General features: G+C 58.0%; 17 protein-coding genes and 2 pseudogenes. 8 read left to right on the top strand and 11 right to left on the bottom strand.

Annotated features, from left to right (window positions below; translation table 11 throughout):
* Window positions 1-47: 47 nt before the first annotated feature.
* The gene (locus ABQJ48_RS26545) at window positions 48-1,871 is read right to left on the bottom strand and encodes a peptidoglycan D,D-transpeptidase FtsI family protein (RefSeq protein WP_367840939.1); all 1,824 of its coding nucleotides are present in this window, start codon (window positions 1,869-1,871) and stop codon (window positions 48-50) included.
* 556 nt (window positions 1,872-2,427) lie between these two features.
* Here ABQJ48_RS26545 and ABQJ48_RS26540 point away from each other — a divergent pair.
* Window positions 2,428-2,835, top strand: a complete 408-nt coding sequence (locus tag ABQJ48_RS26540; protein ID WP_367840938.1) for a BspC domain-containing protein — start codon at window positions 2,428-2,430, stop codon at window positions 2,833-2,835.
* Window positions 2,836-2,931: 96 nt separating this feature from the next.
* Here the strand turns inward: ABQJ48_RS26540 and ABQJ48_RS26535 are convergent.
* The 5 genes and pseudogenes from ABQJ48_RS26535 to ABQJ48_RS26515 form a co-directional block, all read right to left on the bottom strand.
* Window positions 2,932-4,192: pseudogene (locus ABQJ48_RS26535) on the bottom strand (putative Na+/H+ antiporter).
* Between the two features lie 112 nt (window positions 4,193-4,304).
* Window positions 4,305-5,627, bottom strand: coding sequence for a chloride channel protein (locus ABQJ48_RS26530; RefSeq protein WP_367840937.1), 1,323 nt, complete (start codon window positions 5,625-5,627; stop codon window positions 4,305-4,307).
* Window positions 5,628-5,748: 121 nt separating this feature from the next.
* The gene (locus tag ABQJ48_RS26525; protein WP_367840936.1) at window positions 5,749-6,477 is read right to left on the bottom strand and encodes a DUF4396 domain-containing protein; all 729 of its coding nucleotides are present in this window, start codon (window positions 6,475-6,477) and stop codon (window positions 5,749-5,751) included.
* Window positions 6,478-7,251: 774 nt separating this feature from the next.
* Complete coding sequence (locus ABQJ48_RS26520) at window positions 7,252-7,554, bottom strand: hypothetical protein (RefSeq protein WP_367840935.1); 303 nt, start codon at window positions 7,552-7,554, stop codon at window positions 7,252-7,254.
* 392 nt (window positions 7,555-7,946) lie between these two features.
* The gene (locus ABQJ48_RS26515) at window positions 7,947-8,207 is read right to left on the bottom strand and encodes a hypothetical protein (protein WP_367840934.1); all 261 of its coding nucleotides are present in this window, start codon (window positions 8,205-8,207) and stop codon (window positions 7,947-7,949) included.
* Window positions 8,208-9,052: 845 nt separating this feature from the next.
* On the opposite strand from ABQJ48_RS26515, the gene ABQJ48_RS26510 reads away from it, so the two are divergent.
* Complete coding sequence (locus tag ABQJ48_RS26510; RefSeq protein WP_367840933.1) at window positions 9,053-10,165, top strand: mechanosensitive ion channel family protein; 1,113 nt, start codon at window positions 9,053-9,055, stop codon at window positions 10,163-10,165.
* A gap of 307 nt (window positions 10,166-10,472) precedes the next feature.
* On the opposite strand, the gene ABQJ48_RS26505 is transcribed toward ABQJ48_RS26510, so the two are convergent.
* The 3 genes from ABQJ48_RS26505 to ABQJ48_RS26495 form a co-directional block, all read right to left on the bottom strand.
* Complete coding sequence (locus ABQJ48_RS26505; protein WP_367840932.1) at window positions 10,473-10,727, bottom strand: hypothetical protein; 255 nt, start codon at window positions 10,725-10,727, stop codon at window positions 10,473-10,475.
* 69 nt (window positions 10,728-10,796) lie between these two features.
* Window positions 10,797-12,665, bottom strand: a complete 1,869-nt coding sequence (locus tag ABQJ48_RS26500) for a chloride channel protein (RefSeq protein WP_367840931.1) — start codon at window positions 12,663-12,665, stop codon at window positions 10,797-10,799.
* A 398-nt stretch (window positions 12,666-13,063) separates the two neighbouring features.
* On the bottom strand, window positions 13,064-13,489 hold the full coding sequence (locus tag ABQJ48_RS26495; protein WP_367841043.1) for a MarR family winged helix-turn-helix transcriptional regulator: 426 nt from the start codon (window positions 13,487-13,489) through the stop codon (window positions 13,064-13,066).
* 209 nt (window positions 13,490-13,698) lie between these two features.
* On the opposite strand from ABQJ48_RS26495, the gene ABQJ48_RS26490 reads away from it, so the two are divergent.
* From ABQJ48_RS26490 to ABQJ48_RS26480, 3 genes are all read left to right on the top strand, one after another.
* Entirely contained in the window at window positions 13,699-14,010 is a 312-nt protein-coding gene (locus tag ABQJ48_RS26490; protein ID WP_367840930.1) for a hypothetical protein, read from the top strand.
* 538 nt (window positions 14,011-14,548) lie between these two features.
* Complete coding sequence (locus ABQJ48_RS26485; RefSeq protein WP_367840929.1) at window positions 14,549-14,878, top strand: DUF1840 domain-containing protein; 330 nt, start codon at window positions 14,549-14,551, stop codon at window positions 14,876-14,878.
* A gap of 138 nt (window positions 14,879-15,016) precedes the next feature.
* Entirely contained in the window at window positions 15,017-15,409 is a 393-nt protein-coding gene (locus tag ABQJ48_RS26480; RefSeq protein WP_367840928.1) for a hypothetical protein, read from the top strand.
* 42 nt (window positions 15,410-15,451) lie between these two features.
* Here the strand turns inward: ABQJ48_RS26480 and ABQJ48_RS26475 are convergent, their stop codons facing one another.
* Window positions 15,452-15,889, bottom strand: a complete 438-nt coding sequence (locus tag ABQJ48_RS26475) for a universal stress protein (protein ID WP_367840927.1) — start codon at window positions 15,887-15,889, stop codon at window positions 15,452-15,454.
* 57 nt (window positions 15,890-15,946) lie between these two features.
* Window positions 15,947-16,132 (bottom strand): hypothetical protein, encoded by a 186-nt coding sequence (locus ABQJ48_RS26470; RefSeq protein WP_367840926.1) that lies wholly within the window; start codon window positions 16,130-16,132, stop codon window positions 15,947-15,949.
* Between the two features lie 386 nt (window positions 16,133-16,518).
* Between ABQJ48_RS26470 and ABQJ48_RS26465 the strand changes: the two genes are divergently transcribed.
* The 3 genes and pseudogenes from ABQJ48_RS26465 to ABQJ48_RS26455 form a co-directional block, all read left to right on the top strand.
* Window positions 16,519-17,244, top strand: coding sequence for a YfdX family protein (locus ABQJ48_RS26465; protein ID WP_367840925.1), 726 nt, complete (start codon window positions 16,519-16,521; stop codon window positions 17,242-17,244).
* A gap of 187 nt (window positions 17,245-17,431) precedes the next feature.
* Window positions 17,432-17,932: a hypothetical protein gene (locus ABQJ48_RS26460; protein ID WP_367840924.1), complete on the top strand. Its 501-nt coding sequence runs from the start codon at window positions 17,432-17,434 to the stop codon at window positions 17,930-17,932.
* An 848-nt stretch (window positions 17,933-18,780) separates the two neighbouring features.
* Window positions 18,781-20,193, top strand: a pseudogene (locus tag ABQJ48_RS26455) (PqiB family protein); the annotation flags it as partial.
* Window positions 20,194-20,312: the final 119 nt, after the last annotated feature.

The following is a 20,312-nucleotide window of genomic DNA, read 5'->3' as shown; positions in this document are numbered from 1 at the left end:
ACCTGTCCTGTGGGCCGCGCGCTGGGGAAGTAAATGCCCACCTCCCTCTACGTGACGGGCCCCGGCTTGTCTTGCACAAACTGTGTCCCGGGGTTATCCGGCGTTACTCCAAGAAGACTCATCGTTCTCGCTGCGATGTCCGAGAAAGTGGGTCCTGCTACGGCCCCTCCGAAATGCGACCCTTTCCGGGGGCGGTCAATCGAGACTGCAATGATCACCCTCGGATGCAACGCCGGGACGATCCCTACGAACGAAGCCCGGTACTCACTACGGTCGTAGCCTCGCGCGGTCCAGCGATATGCTGTTCCGGTCTTGCCTGCAGCCGTATAGCCGGGCACGGCCGCCTGCGGCGCCGTACCGTCCTCCGACACCACGGACTCAAGCATGGCGAGAACTTCCGCGGCAACGCGTGGCGAATAAATGCGTCGACCAGGTAGTGGCATTCCGACTCCCGCACGAATCGTTGCGGGTACAAATACCCCGTCATTGCTAAACACCGTGTACATCTGGGCGAGTTGCAGCAGCGAAGCGGATAGACCGTAGCCGTACGCCATGGTCGCCTGTTCGATGCGCCGCCAATTCCGGTAAGGACGTAGCGTGCCCGCTGCCGCGCCCGGCAGCCCCGCGGGCGGCTTTCGTCCAATGCCGACATCGTGGAAATTGATCCACATTTGGCGCGGCTTCATTAGCAGCGCAATTTTCGCCGTGCCCACGTTGCTCGATTTTTGCACAACCGCACTAACGGTGAGCGTGCCGAAATTCCTGTCATCGTGAATTACAGCACCGTCGAGCCGCAGCGTCCCGCCGTTGGTTGGTACCATGGAGCCTGGCGATACGGCATTGCGTTGCAGCGCAAGCGCGACCGTCACTGGCTTCATTACTGAACCTGGTTCGAATACATCGGTGGCAGCGTGATTGCGGACGTCATCACCCGCTCTCCGGCGCCTGCTATTCGGATCGAAACTTGGCCAGTTCGCCATGGCGAGAATCTCGCCCGTGTGCGCATCCAGAACGACTGCCGAACCTGAATGCGCATCGACTCGTTCAACGGTGTCCTGCAGCGCCTTGAACGTCGCAAACTGGATCGGCTGATCGATGGTCAGCGTTACGTCCTTGCCGGCAACGGCATGCTGCAGCGCGAGCGTATCGACCACCTGGCCGCGAGCGTTTCGCAACACACGGCGGCTGCCATCCAAACCGGTCAACAGCCGGTCGCCAGCTTTTTCAATGCCCTCCAGGCCCAAGCCATCGACGCTTGCGAAACCTGTAACGGGTGCCACAATATTGCCTTCCGGATAGTATCGACGATAGTCAGGTTGGGCATGGACGCCGGGCACATCGAGCAGCAATGCCTGCTTCGCGACATCAAGGGGGACCTGCCGCTTAAGGTAGACAAATGATCTGTGAGATGCCGCAATCGCGTCGATCCGGCCAGAGTCAACGTCGAGTAATTCCGCCAGCGCCATTGCCTGGCTGGACGAGACACGGTTCACACCTTCCGCATCCATCCAAACGGAACGCGTAGGGAGGCTGAGTGCCAGCACGCGTCCATCACGATCGAGAATTCGTCCGCGCATCGCGTGAATGCCAAACTCGCGCACCTGACGCAGTTCACCCTGCCTCTGATAAAACCCGTCGTTGATGCCTTGCACCCACACTGCCCGGCCGGCAATGACGACAAATCCCAATGAGAAAGCCGCCCCTAGCAGGCGCGAACGCCATCTAGGCAGGCCGCGTGGAGCGTTCGGGAATGGAGCAAACCTGAAAGGCTTTGAGCGAAAACGCATTCGGTAATTTCCGGAGAAGGAGATTTTTGCCACCTTCAGGAGAACAGACGCCGCTTTTTGCGACAAAAAAACATCAGCATCCACGAATCAGATGCTAGCCCGTAGATCGCGCGGCAGATGACCTACAGACAGCCCTTGATAAACGACATATAGATGTGGTCAGTGGAGCGCTCCTGAAAGAACTGAACATGGGTATGCCCGGCCATTCGAAACACTCTGGCACCGATGGATACGCCCCGAAAGAACGTTTCACCCTGCAAACGCACACTCGTACCAGCCTCCGAACGACGCAGGCTTCGGGTACTGCGTTTCCAGCGATCCGCAATACATTCGACCACGGCCGGCACGCCCTGCCGCGTCACGCCCGAATAAACCGGCGCGCCTTCAAATACACCCTGCGACCGCGAGCACGACGCGAGCGCCGCGCACCCGATTGCCACGCAGAGTGTCAAGCGCTTTGGACTCCATCGTTGAGGATCAACTCGCGTCGTTGCATATAAGGGAGCCCGTGAGCCAACCTCACGCCGAACGCGAAGAAAAAAGATCAACGCACGTTGCGTACAGAACCGATCGAACACGGCGTGTATACTCATAGCCCTTTGCCCCACGAATCAATTGCCCACGTCGACCCTGCTAGCGAATGAAGGTTACCACCACTCTCTTTTTTCTCCTCATATCTTGCTGGACTTATCATCGGGCGCACGCGCAGGCAGAGTCCGCACCGTTGACCGACTATGCCTTTCTCAGGCGCATCCATGTTCGCGAAGCGGTTGTCAATTGCATTGCGGCCTTCGACCAGTGGGTACGAACCGAGCCCCGTTACGATTCGTTCGTCGTGTCAGAACGGAATGCTCTACGCGCAAAGGTGCTTCCTGTCACGCTCACGCAAGGCCCTGACGAGTTGCCTGCGGTCGATGCAAATGTGCGTATGCTGGCGTTCGCGAAGCTGCGCCAGAAATACGTCTGGATCCCTGTTACGGCTTCGTGCGGTCTCTGGCACAAACACGTTGTCTCCTTCTCAGTAAAATCCAAAGGCCCACGCCCGTAAGGTAGGGACGCGCTGATTCCGCACTCAATGCCGACGGGCGACCGCGCGGATAGTCATGCCCCGTTCCAGAGCGCCTCATTTAGGGCGCAAAGACATCTACAGCAAAACGAACGCCACACACGCGGTCGCAGTCGGAAGAATGGCACTTGCCAAACGGGGCGAGCGCGCTGACGGACTCATCGGAGAATCCCCGACGCACGATGGCGAGCCCTGCGGGATTTGGCGCATTGGCGATGACCGTTAGTCCTCCCCCCGTCACCGCACCAGCGACCAGCAGATACTTTGCTTCATTGGACAGACCTTCTATCAGGGATCCGAGGTAGGTGATCGCAGCGTTATCCATGATCGCAGTCAGGCCTGTCGCTCCAATATAGAGCACCTGCGCGTCCATTGAACGGACAACGGGCTGAAGCCACCATTGCTGTAAGCCGCCCAACACGACCAGTCCGCTCAGGAAGAATGCGACGAGAAGGCTCTCACGCAACAACAGCGGCGTCTGATACCGTTCGTAAGCCTGCGTGAAACCCAAGAAAAAAAGAAAGGCCGCGACAAACATGATCGCGTGATGGGCGTTGAGAATGACGAATATCAGAAAAAACAGATGTGCCAACGTTACGCCCAGCGGTATCGGCTCGTTTTCAGGTAACTCAGGAGAGGCACTGTCGCCTACTGGAATCTGCCGTGCAATGGCAAGCAGGAGCACTGTCGCATTGATCACTACTGCGATCGCCGCTTTCCATCCAAAAGTCGCCGCCATGAACGCCGTGTTCCAGCCCCATGCTGAAGCAACCATCAGCACCGGTGGCGCAGCGTACGCTGTCAACGTACCGCCGATCGAAACATTAACGAATAGTACAGCGAGAGCACTGTATTTGGATGGCTCCCTGACAGACAGCAGAAAGAGACGATCACGCAGCAAGAGGGCCGCAAGGGTCATTGCCGCCGGCTCCGTGATAAATGATCCGAGAAGGGGTACGACGCTGACCGACAGCCAGACAATCACCAGTTCGGCGCGCAATGGTAGTAACTTTGCGACGCCTAACAGCAGTCTGGTGACAGACTGAAGGACTGGCTTGCTTGCCGCAATAACCATGACGACAAAGACGAATGCGGGTTCAGTGAACTCACGAGCTTCAAGGTAATCAACTACAGCCCCTTTGCCTGCCGCAGCCCAGATAACCACGCAGAGGACAAGCGCCCAGAATCCAAAAACTACCTCTACCTCGCCGAGAAAATGAAACAGCCCCGAGTGCGCCGGATATCGGGTTGCCAACGCCTCGATCCGTTTGCCCGCGAACGTATGAATTAAAGCAAGCGAAAAAATGCAGGCGGCGGCGACTTCGATGGCGTGGGACATCCGTCAGGCGGTCCTTACAATGCAGGGAGGAAAAAATGTAGCGCGCCATTCATAGGCGAAACGGTCGGCGGACGGCACAGGTCTCATCGTTGCAATCGACGGGCACCCACGATCAGCGCTGCTTTGCGGCGCCGCCGGTATATCTCTCCGACAAGGCTTCGTACAAAGGCGGCGCAAAAAGCCGTGAAACCTGGCTCGCGATCAACGCGGTCGCCATCAGCGAGATAACGAGCGCATGCCCGTTGATCATCTCGATCACAATGACGAACGATGTAATTGGACTCTGCGTCACGGCCGCTAGATAACCGACCATGCCGAGGGCAATCAGCATTGGCAATTGCATCTGGGAAAACACGAGGTGAAGCGCATTACCGATCCCCGCGCCTATTGCAAGAGAAGGTGCAAACAGACCGCCCGGAGCCCCGGGCAAATACGAGCCGATCATCGAGGCCATCTTGAAGACCGGATACAGAATCGTAAGATGGGCGTTCCCCTCGAGCATGTCCCTCGCCTCCGCGTAGCCACTGCCAAAGGTGTGGCCACCCGAGAACACGCCGATAGCCGCTATGACGAGTCCGCATCCTGCGCCAAACAGGATCGGGCTCCGCGTGCGGCAGTCCAGAACAACAGACGGCATCCATCGCCGGGTATTGAGCAGTAACCAGCAGAAGATGCCACCCGCGCTCCCCGCAATAACCCCGATGAGGACGACCGCAACGGCAAGCAGATCCGGGAAGCGGGTTCCGACGTCGATTGTTCCGAAATAGGTGTAGTTACCCTGTATGCCCAACGCAACGATACCTGCAAAAATGATTGCGGTGATGAGCACACCGCTCGTTCGCTGCTCGAAGCTGCGGGTCAATTCCTCAATGGCGAAGACTACTCCCGCCAGCGGCGCATTGAATGCCGCTGACAGGCCGGCCGCCGCCCCGGCTAACGCCAGCCTGCGCTCCAGCGCACCTCCTCGCATGGCACGAAATCGTTTTGGATAAAACGCACGCAGATTGAACATGAGCGCCGCACCAACGTGAATCGTCGGCCCCTCGCGTCCGATAGTGAATCCGCCGAGTATGGCGAGAAATGAGACCAGTATCTTGCCGACGAGAATTCCGGGCGTAAGAAGGCGCTCACCGAGTCCGCTCCGGTCGTGCAAGGTTGCGATGACCTGGGGGATACCGCTACCCTCCGAACCGGGGAAGAAACGTAGCGTCAGCCAGACACAGGTCGCGCTAACAGCAGGCGTGACCAGTAACGGCAGCCAACGGTATCGCGTGGCGTACTGGAGGAATTCTCCATAGCCGAAATCGATGAGCCGCGCGTAGGCGACCGCAAGAAGCCCGACCGCCACCGCACCGAGCCAGAAAACACCGTAGTGAAGCCATAACCGATGCGCACGCTGCAGGGTTCGTCTATCAACAAATGAGCGCAGGAGCATGGCAGCAAAGGGAAAGAAAACTGTGAGTATAAAGGCCGAAAAAGGGTCTGGCGAACAGTGCTGACGAAATCAGATACGCGGATCTCCCGGGCGAGTGGGAGGTAGCCTTCCATTTTCGAAATCACATTTTCTCCTTGATTCCTTTCCGGATAAGCCACCAGTTGACCGGATACGTTGTCAGGAAGCCCACGACCATCGCCACCTGCATCATCAACCAGTACGCCCAATCTGTTGGCTTCAGATGCGGATAAAACGCGGCTCGAAACGTCATCCACGCGAACATCCCAACTTCGTATGCGACAAGCGAAAGCGTGTCGATCTTCACTGCAGTCACGATGCCCTTCATCAAGCTCAAACCACGCATTGGTGCGACCGAGAAGTACTGAAAGACAATGCCGAAGAGGTACGCAAGCACGAATCCAATGAGTATTTTTCCCAGCAAGTCGGAGCCGAAAACCGTGAGCGACAGGCCAAACGCCAGCCAGTCCCCCACGAAATCTCCCAGCGCACAACCTGCGCCACAATGGGACGCTCCAGAAAACGTCGCCTGCCACATGGGACGATCGCCATGACCAAGGCCGCTCGCCGGGCCTGCTCGCCCGAACCAGTAATAAAAAATGAGCCCAACCGGACCCCAGTAAAGCATTGTCAGCGGCCAGACAGTCTCCATGATTTTCATGTGCTGCCGGTGTCCGCGAATGAAGATGTCGACGACGACCGCAACCGCCGACGCAATCGACAATGCGATGTAAAGCTTCGCAACCGTATCCAGCGTGTCGTGTGTCATAGGCAACCCGAAAACTTGAGCTCGTGCGAGCAACGCTCGTTCCAGACAGCTTTGTTGAGCCATGAATAAGCGCCCGACGCAACGGCCCCGAAGAGCCAGATCGCCTCGTCGAGGCGCACAACGTCACGGTCGTGTGCAACTTTTGGACGCGTTACGCATGTGCCAGACATCTTGCTGGTTCGGATAAAAGCCGCGGCGATCCGGGTTACTTTCTGCGGTCCAATCCTGCGCGGAATACTGCTGATGCTTCTACGTCCACTTTCCTATACCCGGCGTCACGGTTTCGATCCGCGTCGCATCCGATCTCCCTCAAATGCTGCGCTTTGAGCATCGTGCGACGGTCCCATCACGAAGCGGTTTCACGCAAACAGCCCAAGCGCGACATGCTTGAGAAAGGATGCGGTAGCGCCTCACCAGTCGCTGCAGCGTCCTGTGCACGACCGACGACCTTGAAGCCATACTGTGACCCGGATATATCGTGACGCAAGAGGAGCGGATGAAAGTCAGCCTGCACATGCTGGCCTGTGTACAATTTGCCTCAGGGCATCCCTCCTGTTACCCCAGAACGGAACGTGATTGTCAGCGAGCCACCACCGTCCCCGGCGGATAGGGAAATTGTCCAATGCCCGCCCCGGCGAAACATTAGAGAGACCCTACGCGTGCCGTTAAGCCGGAGTAGATACCGAGGAGCATCCGATATGAGTATTCAAAGCGCCTCGTAAGCCTGGCCGAATGGAACGATTGATGCGCCCGAAAACCCTGTGGTCGTTGAGCCCGAAAAACGCTACGGCGCATATCGGGAACTGAAAATAATTGCACATCTGGTCATCTGTTCATTCATAAAATGCCCGGGTGCAATTCAGTGTCATCCTGCAGACACCAGGCCATGTCGTCTGCAGGAGACCCGCGCGATGATTCGACCTGGCCAGAAGTCGGTGGTGCCCACTCGAGCATGAGCCATGCGGTCGGCGCTCCCACATATAGACAGTGAAATCCGCCAGCCGTCCGGTAATCAATCTTCCACGCCTGCTCCTGGCAGGAGCCCATGGTCGCCGCCCGGCCTTCGAGACGGAACAGGAACAGATTCAGTACGCATTCCGCACGGAGAGGTAAATTATGAAGAACGGATAGCAATTTCATGCACCTTTCCCGTCGCGGTACCTACCACCGAATTGTACGAATGATGTTACTGGCCGACAGTCCGATGAGGCCGGCGTCGAGACTCCCCCGATACAGACCGCTTTCACTGGATGGACGACTTCTTCAAGTCGCGCGAAAAGCGGCCCTCCGAATTCTCCGGCGAAACTGGGCAGGCACTTAGCGTGGCGCTGGCGATGAAGAGTGCGCTCGCCGATCAACGCGCGGCCACTACCTCAAAGGGCCCAACTGAGCACGGCATGTCCTTTGCGGCTGGCGCCTCGACAGTAAATAATCGCCGCAGAACTTCCTCGCGCCCAGCCTGTCAGCGCGCTCTACACTCTGTCGCACGGGGTCCACACATCGATCCAGTTGCGCGAAACCAAGGTCCTCTATCACCTCGTCACAACGGGCTGTGGCCCGCTCAAGCGACGCCGCAGTGCGTCACGCGCACGGTCTAACGCCTGGTCCAGCGCGATCCGTTCCATCACATCCGACTGACCCGACCCGGTGAACGGTTCAATGCAGGCGTACACCGTTTCACCCGATACCGCATGCCTTGCCAGCGTATCCACCCACACACAACCGATGGAACATTCTTCCGGTGTTGTCTCGCTGATAATTTCAAAATCAGCATAGACGGCTGAGTCTTTCATGTAACCCTCATCCCGAAGCCGTTGACCCGGCTACCGGCACGAATTCCATTCAGTCGGTCTGCAACGTGCATCAGATCTCCCTGTTAATCAGATCGTGCCGCACTCGAGGATTCTGCGCGGACCACTGTCGCGAAACTGCGCCAACGGCCATGTCAATGCAGCAGGCGATCTAATATCGGCAGCCGCCGGGGCTGGCGCAGTCTGTTACAAATACCTGACGTGAATCATTATATGTCACTATGTGAAGTAATTTCGAACGCGCCTGAAGTTTTCTCGTTTTTCGCGTGCGATCAACGAAGGTGGCTTCGAGCGGACGGCATTCGATCGGTGCGCCGAAGCCGAGCTAGCGTACCCTTCTCCCGCAGAAAAGGGACGCGAAGCGCGCATGCCCCCGATCAGCGCCAGTTTGACCACGCGGTACAGCCATAGAAGCCAACTTTGCGTTCCGCGTGCTCCTCGCCTCCTGCATGATTCTGTTTGCCGGAGTTTGGCCTTGCGCCACCGCTATCGCATGGCCGTTAGCCGCACCCTCCTGCACCGCGCGAACGGTCCGCCGGTGGACGAATGACTTCCACGACTGCGGTCATCTCCATCTATGCGAAAGCACGTGGCGCAACATCGGTCCGATCAACCTTTGATCCAATGAGGGGTCGATGTTCTGGCAACCTAAAACTCGCGCAACCGATCAGACAGGCGAGTCTTGGCTTCCCGCGTTCCAGAGCCCAACCCCATCGGCCCATAGATGCAACGCAATCGACGGGAACTTTTCGGGACGTAATCCACCAGACAGGTGGTTGTAACAATTTGCGACACCGATCCGTTCCGACGATGTGAGGAGCATTTGGATGAAAAAGTGGCTGGATTTGAACGCGTTTCTCGGCGTACCTGCGACGGCGTGGCTTTCTGCCGTCGTCGCGCTGATCGCATGCTACTTCATACTGACAATCGTGTTGCGCTTCGTGACGGCCCGCGTGGAAGCGCTGGCTGGAAAGACTTCGACGAAGCTTGATGACATGATCGTGGAGGTGCTGAAAAGCACACGGCGCGCGACAATACTGATCTCAGCCCTACTGTTCGGCGCTGGATTTCTTGGTTTGAACGAAAAATGGGACGCACGAATCAATCACGTCTGGTTTCTCGTGATCGGTATTCAGCTCGCGATCTGGATTAACCGTGGCGTGACCGCCTGGACAGCCGGACGACTTACAAGTCAGGGTGCTTCCGCACACAACCCCGTCATTACGACGATGCTGTCCTGGATGCTCAGGGGGTTATTGTGGTCCGTTCTGCTACTCGCAGTGCTGGCAAATATGGGCGTCAATATCACCGCCTTCGTAGCGAGCCTGGGCGTCGGCGGTGTGGCCGTTGCGCTTGCAGTACAGAGCATTCTGAGCGCCCTGTTCGCCTCGCTCGCAATCGGTCTGGATAAGCCGTTTGAAATTGGCGATTTCATCGTGTTCGGAGACATTGCCGGGAGCATTGAACATATTGGCCTCAAGACGACCCGCATCCGAAGTCTGAGTGGCGAAGAAATTGTCTGCAGCAATACCGAACTGCTCAAGAATACGATCCACAACTATAAACGCATGTCCGAACGGCGAATCGTTTTCGGATTTGGCGTGACTTACGACGCGCCCCCTGAACAGCTTCGTCTCATACCGGACAAGGTCAGGCAGGCGGTAGACGACGCCGGCGATACGCGGTTCGATCGGGCTCACTTCAAACAGTTTGGCGAAAGCTCGCTCGACTTCGAAGTCGTCTATTACGTGACCGATCCTGGATTTAACCTCTACATGGACATCCAGCAAAAAATCAACCTGGCGCTGATGACCGAATTTGCTGAGGCCGGCGTTGAATTTGCGTTTCCGACTCAAACGCTTCACGTCGCAAGCGCGCCCCAGGAATCCTTTCGCGCAGCCGGCCAACCTGCAGCGCACCGTGTTGCGTTCCAGAACTGACGCTGTCCCGGCAGTTTCCCAGGAAACCCCTGGCGAAAGTTGGCGGGACGGCAATAGCGATGGCTGCGAAAGGAAATTCTCAATACCCGAGACCGCAAAAAAAGCCCGGCATTTCTGCCGGGCCATAAAAAGGTCGCCCCGCAGCTTCGGAGCGGGGCTGCCCTGACGTGATTCACGAATGCGGCGTCGTGCAGAGGTAACGTAACGTCATTCACTTAAGCGCAGCTTAAGTAGCACCCGATTCCGCTTTAAAAGCTGGCATTTGCCGCGTTGCCTGCCGTCGACAACTGCGCGTCTCATTCTGTCGCTATAGGCCGATGAAATAAGGTTGCACCTCCATTTCTTCGGACCATATCTGGACGTCAAGCATCTCCTCAAACTCCACCGCGACATCGCGATACATGCAGCAGAAACCCCGCGCCGTCCGATAGACGATCACCCACTCTGACCGCACGTCGGCCTCTGCCCCCGAGTGCATCTCGAATGCGTGCCTGATCGTGTCGAGATGCAACACCTTGCCGAGGCGCCTGCATGCCACATCCACATCGTGTATCAGTTTCACCGGTTCCTCCTTCAACTACGGGGCATTCGGGCCACGGCAAATGATCACCATGCATCATCGCGCCAAGACTCACCCAGGAAATATCCGGATGCTCCCCGCGACGGAGTCCGCAATGTGCTCTTTCGCGATCACACCCAGCACACGAACCGGACCGGGTCCTTCATTCTGCCCGACCACGATGGCCATTACCGCGTGCTGCTTCCAGAGTCGCGATATGACGCTGAAAGCGGCATCCTTCTCCCGCACCACGATGAAGTTACGCTGCGCAAGGGTGCCGAGTTCAATGTCCGACTCGCCCTGACTTACCGCGCGGCGCAGCCCGGTGTTGATACGCAAAACGCCGTAGATTTCATTCTCCCTGGTGACGACGACATGCCGGAATGCCGGCCCGTCAACGCGGGTCATCAATTCACGAAAAGGGACCCGCGTGTCCAGGACCAGCACATCAGTCTCCATGATCTGGGCCGCGTTCTGGACCAGAAACATATTGGCGTGCAGGGCATTGGGAATCGGATGACCACGCCGCACAAGCTTGAGCGTATAGATGCTTTCGGCAGAAAGAAGCCGGCGCGCTCCCAGACTGACTGCAACGGCGATGATCATCGGCAACACAATGTCGTAGTCGCGCGTCATTTCGAAGATCATGGCTACGGCAGTCATGGCCGCGCCCGTGCCGCCACCTACCATCGCGCCCATGCCGACCATCGCAAAGGCAGGCGCGCTGACGGGCGCGCCCGGTACGGCCATTGCAATGAAAGAAGCAAAGGCGGCACCCAGCGCGGCGCCAATGAAAAGCGACGGCGAGAACACTCCGCCCGACGAACCAGATCCGAGGCTGACCGACGTCGCGAGCGTCTTGCACAAGGCAAGCAGCAGCAGGAATCCCCCACTTTGAAGTTGGCCATAAAGGGTCGCCTGGATGGCGGCATAGCCCACACCTTCGACGTAGTAATGTCCCGCGTATCGCCAAAGCAGATACATCGTCAGGCCGACGATCAGCATGCCGAGCGCGTGGCGGCCATAAGGCCCCGGAATCCGGTCGAACGCGTCTTCCGCCCAATGGAGTGAGCGAATCAGTAGTGCGGCGGCCGCGCCGGTCAGCGCGCCTAACAGCGCATAGAGAACCAGCGTAAGAACACTGCCTGGCTCGTTCGGAATTGCGCCAAGTTGCGCCGGCACTAAAAACGCCGGCGCGGCGCCGAAAAACAGACGGCCGAGGAACGTTGCCGTTCCAGTGGCCAGCGCGACTGGCAAAAAAGTGTTGACGCTGATCTCCGGCATCATCAGTTCAGTGGCGAATAACACTCCGCCAATGGGAGTATTGAACGTCGCGGCGATCCCCGCACCTGCACCAGCCGCGACAAGCGTGATGCGCTGACCCGCAGTCATTCTGACCAGTTGTCCAAGCGTCGAACCAAGCGCGGAACCAATCTGGATGATGGGGCCTTCACGACCGACGGCAGCCCCTGACCCGATCGCGAGAGCAGACGCAATGGATTTCACAACCGCGACGACCGGCCTGATGACGCCACGCTTGTAGTAAATCGCGTCCATCACCTCCGGTACGCCATGCCCTTTCGCTTCGGGTGCGAACGTACCCACAATCCACGTGACAGCCGAGCCACCTACCACAGGTACCAGAATGACAAACACGCCCCACGGCGACGCGGGCGTGAAATGGCTTGCATCGTAAGCAAACGAGAGGTGCCCAAGGAAAAACGCATTGTGGACAAGCCCGATCAGGCTGCGAAATACCACGGCTCCCAGTCCCGTCACGATTCCCACAACGACGGCAAGCACACACAGCCAGCGCAGACCGAGCGGAGCGATGGAATCATCTTCGTGCTGCACTGCCGGCTGAGGTTGCACCGGCGATACCTTGACGTGGCGCGGATTGATGGTAGCCGTGCTCTCAGGCCGAGCCGATCCGTCGTTCATGACTTGCCCCTATCGAAGCGCCAGATCGTCTGTGCGTCACGAAAAGCCGCTGCCTCATTGACCCTTCAGACGAGGCGCGCCGACTACAGAAGCGAGAGCCACAACAGCGGTAAGTTCGCTTCGTTCATTCGCGTCGCCGCAGCAGATCGGATCGCGCTCGCGTCTCGCATTGCCACAGTACCACTGCCATTACACCCCACTACGCCATTGCACCAGCCGTCAGGTGCGCCTCTACCGATTCGCATTTGAGGGCCTTCGTGTGACGCAGTTGTACTGCATAGTGTAGAGCACGAAACTGATTGCTACCGGAGGCAGAACTCAGCCCGGTTGCGATCGGCACGCCTACCTCCGCTCCCCAGCAATTTCCTGACCTGTGGGCGGGCCGTAAGGACACTGCGTCAAGGCTCGTCAGTTTCAGCCTTGAAGGCCCACCCAAACGACTGGACTTCAGTTTTATGCAGCAGCGCAAGCCGGGCTAGGCATCGCTCTCCCTTTTTCAACAGGTGTACTTCAACTTGCCGCCGATCTTCATCGCTGGGCCTCCGGGCAACAAGGCCTGCCGCTTCGCAGCGTGAAACCAGAGCGACCGTGCCATGCGGTGAGGCTTGCAGCCGCTCGGCCAGTTCACCCACGGTCGCCCAGTCCCGTCCCGGAAATCCTCCGATATGAAGAAGCAACATGTATTGCAGCGGCGTAATGCCCTCAGCGTGGACTATTTCTTCCGAAAAATGCAAAAACCGACGCAACCGATAGCGGAACTCGGACAACTCCTCCAGTTCCGGCTTCGTTAGTTGTTCAGTCTCCGCGCGTCTTCTGGAAACCATCGCCTCATTCTCCTGTGTTGCCATCGAAAACTGGAAATGTGTCACTCCGTGACCTAATATACGGTGACCTCTTCTACATTTCGACCACCTTATCTGTGAACGGTACGGAACGGAAGAGGCGTTGCGCCCCGGCGGCAAGCACAACAGGATTCATAAAGCGAACGACCGCATTCCAGATGGCGCGACGCTAGCGATGAACCTGGAATCAAATGATGAAATCCCTGATTATCGCCTTGGCTGCCGCGCTCTCAGCGCCAGCCACCATCACTACCACCGCGGCAGAGCCGGGACACGTCATGCTGGTCGGGATGGCCGACCCCGCGACCGAGGGTCCCGACTCGCCGGCCAGCGCCTCTGCCACCTCGGCCGCGATATCGCCTGTCACGTACAGCGTGCCGCCCTTGCCGAAACGCAGTCTTGTCCCCGCTTCGCTGAGAAAGCTGGACTTCCACGGCGCGCATCCCGCCCGGCAGCTTGATGGACAAGGATTTGATTGGGAACCGGCTGCAGTCGGCAAATGATACCCGGTCCGGAGAGGTTTCCAGGCCACCGCGATGCCTAGGCAGATCCGACACGAATCCGCATAAATCGTGTGTTGGGCATGTTTCCTCACGAGAGGGACAGTCCGAGCTGTCCTGGGGCCGGCTTGGCCCGTGTCAATCCGATCCTCGCAAGAGTCCAGACCGTTAAAAACTGGCTTCAGTAGGCGATCATGCCAATGCCACTGCATCAAACTGCGTCGACTATCGTTTACATTGGTCACGATGTGACATAAAGTGGAGGTGAGGCTTTCTCTGACTGGTCCTGAAGCGAGTTGATGCGAGCCAGCACACAACGATGGCTGGCCGCATGCTGGGCACTCATGGGGGAGCGGCCCTCTTCTTCGCGGATTGTCGCCGGCCATGCAGAAGGCCTCGTGATCATTGGTGGCCAGCGGGTTTTGCCGAACGGCCGCGGGTGCAGTGGCTCAGTCGACGGTCGTGGTAGCGGGCGACACATACAAGTGGCGCGGACAGGCGTCGTACTGCTATCCGGTCCTAGTCTTAAGGAGACTTCATCATGCTGATCACTTTCCGGTCACCTGCCGCACCCGACGTGGTCATGCTCAAGAACCTCGCTCAATACCTGCTCAGCCTTATTGGCAAGCATCTCGGACCAAGGGGCGTCATTCAGCACAATGAGCTACCAGGCGCGATTGTCCGTCTCGAAACAGCGATCTCCGAAGAAGCGCAGGCGGACGTTGCACTCGAATCGCTGTACCACGTACCCGACGCACGTGGCCGCACCGTAGACGAAGATCATCGCGGGCTCGCACAACGGGCGTGGCCGCTGCTGGATATGATGCGTGAAGCACGCAAAAAGGACGCGGACATTATCTGGGGAATATAGGCAGCGCAATACCCATCAACCCGAAATGAAAAACTCGCGAGCCGCAGTTCTTCTCTTTGCGGTAGCGGCAATCAGATTTGTAGGGCTTGCACGTCAGTTTTCGCTCTGTCGGTGCCGCGACTTATCACGGATTTCAAAATGCCTGCCGGAACCCTTGCACGCGCTATGACTGCCATTGCTTTCTTCGGCGTGGTCATTTACACAGGTGCTTCCACCGCGCGTGCGGGCCCACAAGCCAACCTCACGGCACCTGCGCCGAACGGAGCGACGGCTGCCGGGCACTTGCGTGTACACGCAAAGCCCGCTGAACAAGGCATCGATGCGGTTCTGAAATATTCGACTGACATCACGGCGGTCGTGACGGACGCATACGGTCTCGGTGCTCTGGGCGTACTCCCGGTTGGTCCTTTTATTTTCACCAGAAGGCAGATGGGATGTCGTTCCGAAACGGATGGACGAAGTTCCGCGAACTGCGGTCAAACCAGCCCTGCAAACGCCTTGCATGTCACGTTTGTCTGGCCTGCGACCTGAATTGCCGTAACCGCGTCGCCACGCTGGCGGCGTATCCGGCTTCTAGCCGACCATCTCAAAGAGGACGCCACAGGACACACGATCCAGCAACTCGAGGTGACTTCCGCCCGCCAGCCAGCGAGTCACAAAACCGCCTTGGCGATGACCAATAACAATCAGATCGGCCTGCAGGGAGTTTGCGAGCTTTGCGATCTGTTCCGTGGCGCTTCCTACTGAGAAATGGCCGGTCGCAGTAATGCCCCATGACTCGAGCTTCGCGATTCCTTCCTCGAGTATTTCTTTCGCAGCCTCCTCGTCGACATCGAATTTCATCGACGAGAAGGCGTCGTAACCGGCCGGCCACCATGCCAGACGAAGAACTGACAGAAGATGCGTCTCGGCGCCCAGCTGTTTTGACAATGCGGCGCCGCAACGCAATGCATGCTGTCCTTCAGGTGTTGCGTCGTAGCACAGAAGAATGCGTTCGAATGGCGCCGTCATCGGTTTCTCGGGAAGAGTGTCTGCAGACCGTGTTGCCGTGCCAACATTTCGAAATGGCTACGTGAACATCGGCACCGCCTCAATCAGTGCCACCCCCAGAATGACCCCCACCACTGCGCCGATCAGCTTCGGATGCCATCTATCAAGGTGCAGCGCGGCAAGGAGGCTACCGAGCAGAATGACCCCGAGAAATGCAAACGCAATCACCAGATAGCCGAATTCGAAGTCGTTGTTGATGACCATGACTCTCCTCCATTTGCCAACCGTAGCGCTCGCTGACTCATGACAGGACATAGCGCTACATCGATTTGGAATCGCACTGGGTATGCTGGCAGCGGCGCTATTACATTATATGTCACTCCGTGATATATGTCAGCTCGCGTGACTACTTCGACTCCGACCGTTGCCAGCCATTTTCATATCGACGATCGATCCCGCCGGCAAGCCCTTCAGCAGCGCCCATTCTTGAGATTTAAGGGCTAATTAAGAGACGCGGACTAACTTTGTATCGGCAGTGACGTATCGCCGCCCGACGGTCCAATGACGACAGATATCCCCAGGTTCTCGCCTCGCTTCGCGACCTCACACGCAGGAATCTTCTCCACCGTCGTCCTTAAAGGAGATGCAAAATGTTCAATCCAGGCATGAAGAAAAGTACGGCGTTGTTCGCCGCCGTGGTCACAACCTGCGTCTGCAGTATGGGGAGCGCGATCGGCGCGCAGTCGCCCGCGAGCCAGACGGCGGATATGGGAAGACTATCGTCCAGTGGCAGCCAGGCCTTTGACGAAATCCAGCAGCCGCGGCTTGCAATTTTCGGCGGCCGGCCCGCCCTGGCGACAAAGCTGGTCAAGGAGGCACAGCAATCGATGAAAGCTGCACAGGCAGACAACACCGCATTCATGAAAGCAGAGTCAGATCTCAAGATTCCGCCGTCAATGACCTATCAATCCAGTTCCACAAAAAGTACGACACCGATTTCCTGGCTGCCCGTCGGTGCCGATGTGACCGTAACCGACGACTTTGCCGCCAGGCCGTCTCACGCCAAGGCGGTAGCGTCCGCAAACGAACAGTTGAAGAAAGGTAAGCCCAGTGCTGCAATGCAGCTGCTCAAACTTGCCGACGTAGATGTGTCCTACACGATGGAGGTCGTCCCTCTCAGGGAGACCGTTTCGGACGTAGACAAGGCAGCCGGATTGCTTTCTGCGGAAAAATATTACGAAGCCAATCAGATGTTGAAGCAGGTACAGGACAGCGTTCGCTATGACTGGGTCAACCTGAAGGCATTGCCGCAAACGGGGAATGTCGTTGAAAAAAATGCGAGTGGCACCGCGGCTGCCGGAACAATGGCAAGATGAGAACCTGCCCCGCAGGCGGCCCAACTGGCGCGGCGAGGGCAGCCTGAGGCGCTCGCGCTGCGCTTCCGCCACGGGTCGTGCTTTTGAACGCGAGCCTTAGCGGCTACACTGCGGCTTTCGGATGGCATCACGTCCTCAGCGGGTCGCTCCACAGTCCGCGAAGGAGAGTGTGCTCAGGGCTCCTGGATTGACAGATCAACATCGACATCCCATTCGCGCGGTCAGAGTTGCAGCGCTGCTTGTGCTTGCGCAACTGCCTTTTGCAGTGGCCTCGTACGCCGGGCAGCCGGCGTGGCTAGACGCGCGTGTTTCCCAGGAGACAATCAATTCGACAATCTGCCACCGAGGGCACATCGCTCAGGTGATGCCATCGATTGACGACCAGATCCGACTGAAAGTCCAACTTCTTGAACAGCGCGGCATCGACCCTTCGTCGGCCTCCGACTATGCGCTTGATTTCCGCATGCCGGTGCTGCTGGGTGGTTTGCCTGATGCACAGGAGAACCTTGACGTACTTCCATGGGAGGGTGACGGCGGTGAGCGCAGAAAACGCCGGCTTACGGTCTTCCTGCGGCATTGTGTCTGCGCAGGTGAACTCTCCCTGAAACGTGCCCGGACCGCCATTTCCGGTGACTGGTCGCGTACGTATCCCAATCTCTGGGCATTGACCTGTAGGGACATTCAGTGACGCAGGCCACCACGCCACAGATTCATGTAAGTGCAGATGGGATCTCAAGCTGAATTTTCACACTGGATACGTTGCCCGCCGCGTCGTAACGCAGGCCCACGGAAAGCAGGTGCAGCGTTGAATGCGGCAAGATGAGTCAACGCCTGCGGGAAATTGCTGGCCAGGTGGCAACCCGGCACGTTGCGCTATTCGGCGAGCAGGCCCAGATGGTTAGCGACTGCAAGCGGGCCCTCGAACAGTTCCCGAGCCTCCTGATCACAGTCCCTGCAAGGAACACCCCCTCATTTCGCCCATCTGCCCTCTGCCTCTTGCGGCGAATCGGTCCGCCTTCTGAGATTTCGCGCTCGATCGTCGCATTTGTCGAGGCCATCCGCGGATTGTCAACTGGGAAGAAGCCGCAAGCGGCAGGAGTAGAAGGCCTGCATCCAGTGTTTCACAGTGTTGCGTGAGCGTGGCAAGACCTTCGCACGAGCCCTCCCGATAGATCTCGTCCGGCATAGTCTGGCGAGCGCCGTGATCTGGGCTAACAGATCGCGATTAGCCAGACCACTTGTCGCGCACCGGTTGACAAAGCGGTCGGACGCTACCCACACCATGACTTTCGAACAGGTCTAGTGGCGAGGTTCGGCTCGAGACTCCCAAACGCAGGAAACTTTCGTTTGCGAGATCGTTTCGAGATACCCGATGAGTGCCGGATAGATTAAAACGCGACGACAGGGCCGCGGTATCCCAACGGTTTGGCAACCGATAGAATTGCCATGCCGGTCAACGCATTGCTGAGCGGCGGAGCGAGGCAGGTATCTCGCATCGATTAGTCAACGCGCCGTTCGAAAAGCCTATACCGACCTATGCCTGCTTCCGACACGCCGCGTCACGAACCGCACACACCGACCTCGTCGTCGCATGATTCAGGTCCAAACATTGAGACCCGCGGCGGCTGGTTGCCCTCGCTGATATGGTTAATTCCACTGATTGCGGCGCTGATCGGTATCGGACTTGTGATCCAGGCGGTAACAGCCCGAGGGCCGATCATTACGATCACCTTTGTAGGTGCTGAAGGTCTCGCGCCCGGCAAGACAAAAGTCAAATACAAGGACGTCGAGATCGGATCAGTCAAGTCTGTCAATCTTTCGAAAGATTTGTCGCATGTACTTGTGAGGGTTGAGCTGACCAGAGACGCGCGAAACTTCGCCGTCAAAGATACCCGGTTCTGGGTGGTGCGACCGCGAATCGGAGCAGGCGGCGTTTCAGAACTGGGGACGCTTCTGTCGGGCGCATATATCGGTGCGGACGCGGGACACTCCCCCGATGCAAAGCAAAGTTTTGTTGGGCTCGAGACACCTCCCATCGTCGTGGGCGAAGAGAAAGGGCACCGATATACGCTTCATGGTGGCTCGCTTGGTTCGCTCGATATCGGCTCGCCGGTTTTCTACCGCCGAGTACAGGTGGGACGGGTGGTGAGCTTTTCGCTCAACAAGGACGGCACCGGCGTAACGATAGGCGTGTTCATTGCGGCGCCATTCGACCAGTATGTCGGCACCAACTCGCGCTGGTGGCATGCGAGCGGCGTGCACTTCCAGCTGGATTCAGGCGGCTTCAAACTCAGTACACAATCGCTGGCAAGCGTCATCGTGGGAGGTATTTCGTTCCGGGCACCTCCGGGCGAATCCGCCGGGAGGCCCGCACCTGAAAAAGAGACCTTCCGTCTTGATTCAGACGAAGCTCGCGCCATGCGGAAGCCGGATGGAGTCCCATTGCACGTCGTTATGAACTTCAGCCGGACAGTGCGTGGGCTGTCGATCGGCGCGCCGGTCGATTTCCGTGGGATCGTGGTGGGTGAAGTGACGCATATTGGCATCGACTACGACCCACGCACCCGCAGTTTTACGATGCCGGTAATGATGCGTCTATATCCAGGGCGCCTCGGCAACCGGTTCAGGGAGAATCTCCCCACGCCGGGCAGCGCCATCGATCAGGAACTACTCGCGCAACTCGTTAAACGGGGGTTGCGGGGACAGTTGCGCACAGGCAACCTTCTCACGGGCCAACTCTATGTCGCGCTCGACGTTTTTCCCAAGGCGCCTGCCGCGAGGCTGGATCTCTCGGGTGATCCGATCGAATTGCCAACGGCCCCGAACACGCTGGACGAGTTACAGACGCAGATTGCGGACATCGCGCGAAAACTCGACAGGATCCCACTCGACCAGATTGGAGACAACCTCAGCAATTCACTGAATGACGCCGATCGCCTGTTTCAGCGTAAGCGGCTCGGCCGGACCGTCTCCCGATGCTGATTTTTCCAACGCATGATGGGCGCGTTTAGATTGACGGAGCCAGTCAGCCATGTCGAACGCAGGGAACCGTGCCCATTCCCATCGCA

The organism is Paraburkholderia suaedae (assembly GCF_040812055.1).
GTDB lineage: Bacteria > Pseudomonadota > Gammaproteobacteria > Burkholderiales > Burkholderiaceae > Paraburkholderia.
Note: the sequence above shows the minus strand (reverse complement) of the source record. Positions and strands in the feature narration are given on the sequence as shown.